Raw genomic sequence first — 3,076 nt, 5'->3', positions numbered from 1 at the left:
ATATGAGGACGACCAGACATTGTAATTCTCTCCTTTACTTTTTATACAAGTCTATCACATCTTTAAAAAAATGGTATTAAGCCTGGGGCTAGAAACCGGGTTTCTAGGCAAAATTTTGCCTGTAAAAACGAGAAATCTTCCAAGAAACCGGGTTTCTAAGGCTAGCGCGGGTCGCGAACTATGTGTGTAGGGTGTGTAGGGATAACCAGTTTTTTTTAATTTATTGAGTTATTTTTGTGTCGATCGCCCTGTGGAAACTGTGGAAAAAAAAGCTAACTGCTTGCTGGGCTTTACTTATAGGTAATAAATACCTGTGGAAAACTTGTGGAAAAGCTGTTGAGGTCGATCGCCCGCCCATCTTTGTGCAAAAACTGTTTTGAGCCAAGCAGTAATGTTTTCCACAAACGGAGGGCAACTTTTCCACAGGTTTTTCCACAGCTAATCTCAAATCCGATGCCACCGGATTTGAGATTACTCACAGTCAGGAGACGCCGCTGTACCGTTTCCCTACAATTGGCGATCCGGGGATTTATTGATCCGGGGTGTACTCCATAAACGTGGAATCTACTGTATTACAGTCGCTAAACTTTGAGAGGATACAATCCGTTTAGTGAAAAAGTCGCCTCCCTAACTTAAGCATCCAGCTAATTCTAGTGAGGACATCATTGTTTACCGTCAATGCCTCAAACCCTTAAGTCTATGAAATGCTTGATGAATATCAGATTCTGTAACTGCACCATATCCAAGCACTAGATAATAATTTGCCTCTTTTGCATCAGGCTCAAAATAAGCTGCCCCTGAGCACAAACCCACTCCTCTTTCTGCTGCGAGATTCACAATCTCGTCTGCGGGGCGATCGGGTGGAAGCTTAATCCAAAACTGCATACCACCACCTGGGAGTTGCCAACCCCACTCTGGAAACAACTCTCGTAAATATGTAGCGATCGAGTCTCGTTTATGACGATAATGAATTCGCATCCGTCGCAGGTGACGTTCCACTGCTCCAGATTCTAACAGTTTCGCGACCCAACGTTGCAAGACTAAACTCGTCCCACCATCCAACTGCCACCGAATATCAACTAGGCGCCGAATAATTTCTGGATGAGCCACAATATACCCTAGTCGTAAACTATTAAACAATAGCTTGGAAAAGGTGCCCATGTAAACAACTCGTCCTCCAAAATCTCCAGCTTTTAATGCAGGTAATGGATGCCGATCGTAATAAAACTCACTATCATAATCATCTTCAACGATCAGGGCATCCTGTGCTTCAGCAAGTTGCAACAAAGCCGATCGACGACTGGGCGACAGAGTTACACCTTGAGGAAAATGATGTTCGGGCATCACGTAGTGGATTCGAGCAGAATAGGCATCCTCAGTTAAGCGCACTCCTTCCGAATCTACGGGACCGGCAATTCCTTTCATACCTCGCATGATGAAATTTTGAGGAATAGCTAGATAACCGGGAATTCCATAGCTAATGCTGCCACCATAAGGCGCAACCAAGATACTCAAGAGAGAAGAGGAATGCTGCGATCCATGAGTAATTAAAACTTGATTCTGTTCAGCTTGAATACCTCGCGTTGGTAGAACCTTTTGACAGAGTGCCTGAATGAGTTCTAAATCTCCATTATCTTTCTTGTAATGACTCAATTCAGGAATAGCTTGGCGAATCGTCTGATTCAATGTTTGCTGCATAGTCTTGAGTGGTAGGCGATCGACTTGAGCAAGGCTTGGTGTGAAGCAGATTTTGTCTGTATCCCGATCGATCGTCTGCTTGAAAGGTATAGGAGGCTTCAGTTAATAGCCACTTGGGGAATCCCTGTGTGTTGCGAATCTTGTCTTCTGGTTGTAAGACTGGAATTTGAGTAACGACAGTACCATGTCCTACTTTGCCTGTGCAGTACCCTTGTGCACACAGTTCTTCATACGCTAGAACAACTGTTCGACGAGCAATTCCCAATTCGATCGCCAGTTGACGACTGGGAGGTAGCGGTGTGCCCGCAGCTAGTATACCTGACGCGATCGCATTGCGAATCTGCTCCAATATTTGTAGGTAATATGGAAGATGTTTAGAGGTTTTATCTAAATCGATATGCAGCATATTGGTACATAAAAATAGCCACTAATTAGCTCGTAACATTAGACCAATCAATCTAGCACAGAGTCCCCTGGACTGAGCAAATTAATAATTCCCGCCTCCAGATGAGTTTAATCAGCTTTATTGTGGAACTGGCCGGAGAGCCCGTTCTTGAGAATGGTGCAATATCTTAGGTTGAACTAAGTGAGGCAAAAATGCGCTCAATTACCAGCAGTGCTTGAGCAACTTCTTCAGCAGTTACAATTAGAGGCGGAACCAAACGAATTGCATGAAGATTAGTAGTAATCAACAGTAAGCCTTCATTCAATGTTGCTTGAACAATATCAGTTGGAGTGAGTGTGCTGTCTGGCTTAAGGATAAGTCCATTTAAAAGTCCCCAGCCACGCACATCTTGAATATATTGCGGATAGCGATCGCCAATTTGCTTCAAGCCATTTCTTAGCTGCTCTCCGCGCTGCTGCACATTACTCAGTAGATTGTCGCGCTCTAGTGTTTGACATACTGTTAGAGCAACCGCACAGGCAAGCGGATTTCCACCAAACGTGCTGCCGTGATCTCCTGGCTCAAAGACATTGCAGAATTCTTTACACAGCGTTGCGCCGATTGGAATACCACCTCCTAATCCCTTTGCCACAGTCAAAATATCTGGTTCAACACCGAGATGTTGATATCCCCAAAACGTTCCAGAACGACCTATCCCAGTCTGAATCTCATCCAGGATCAAGAGGATACCTAAATCATCACAACGTTGTCGAACATACTGAAAATAAAATAAGTCACCAGGATGAACACCCCCCTCTCCTTGTAGGGGTTCCAGCATAATTGCTGCGATACAAGGTTTGTCTTGATTAAGATCGTTAATTGCTTTATCTAGCGCCGCAATATTGTTGTAAGGAACATATAGCCTTTCTCAGAAAGATGAGGTACAATAACAGCAGTGTGTAAACCAGTTAAAAATATTTGACGATGTAACTT

General features: G+C 43.9%; 3 protein-coding genes and 1 pseudogene. All 4 read right to left on the bottom strand.

Annotation, left to right across the window (positions count from 1 at the left end):
• Window positions 1-290: 290 nt before the first annotated feature.
• Window positions 291-479, bottom strand: coding sequence for a hypothetical protein (locus QUB10_RS33960; protein ID WP_333207511.1), 189 nt, complete (start codon window positions 477-479; stop codon window positions 291-293).
• A gap of 196 nt (window positions 480-675) precedes the next feature.
• The gene (locus QUB10_RS33955) at window positions 676-1,698 is read right to left on the bottom strand and encodes a PLP-dependent aminotransferase family protein (RefSeq protein WP_333207510.1); all 1,023 of its coding nucleotides are present in this window, start codon (window positions 1,696-1,698) and stop codon (window positions 676-678) included.
• The gene (locus tag QUB10_RS33950) at window positions 1,655-2,104 is read right to left on the bottom strand and encodes a winged helix-turn-helix domain-containing protein (protein ID WP_333207508.1); all 450 of its coding nucleotides are present in this window, start codon (window positions 2,102-2,104) and stop codon (window positions 1,655-1,657) included. Before QUB10_RS33950 ends, QUB10_RS33955 begins: the two co-directional genes overlap by 44 nt.
• A 166-nt stretch (window positions 2,105-2,270) precedes the next feature.
• Window positions 2,271-3,002: pseudogene (locus QUB10_RS33945) on the bottom strand (aminotransferase class III-fold pyridoxal phosphate-dependent enzyme); the annotation flags it as partial.
• Window positions 3,003-3,076 lie beyond the last annotated feature (74 nt).

The organism is Microcoleus sp. B5-D4 (genome assembly GCF_036705145.1).
GTDB lineage: Bacteria > Cyanobacteriota > Cyanobacteriia > Cyanobacteriales > Microcoleaceae > Microcoleus.
Note: the sequence above shows the minus strand (reverse complement) of the source record. Positions and strands in the feature narration are given on the sequence as shown.

Coding starts and splice junctions, on each gene's coding strand:
- QUB10_RS33955 (WP_333207510.1), bottom strand. CDS start 1,698: ATGCAGCAAACATTGAATCAGACGATTCGCCAAGCTATTCCTGAATTG.
- QUB10_RS33950 (WP_333207508.1), bottom strand. CDS start 2,104: ATGCTGCATATCGATTTAGATAAAACCTCTAAACATCTTCCATATTAC.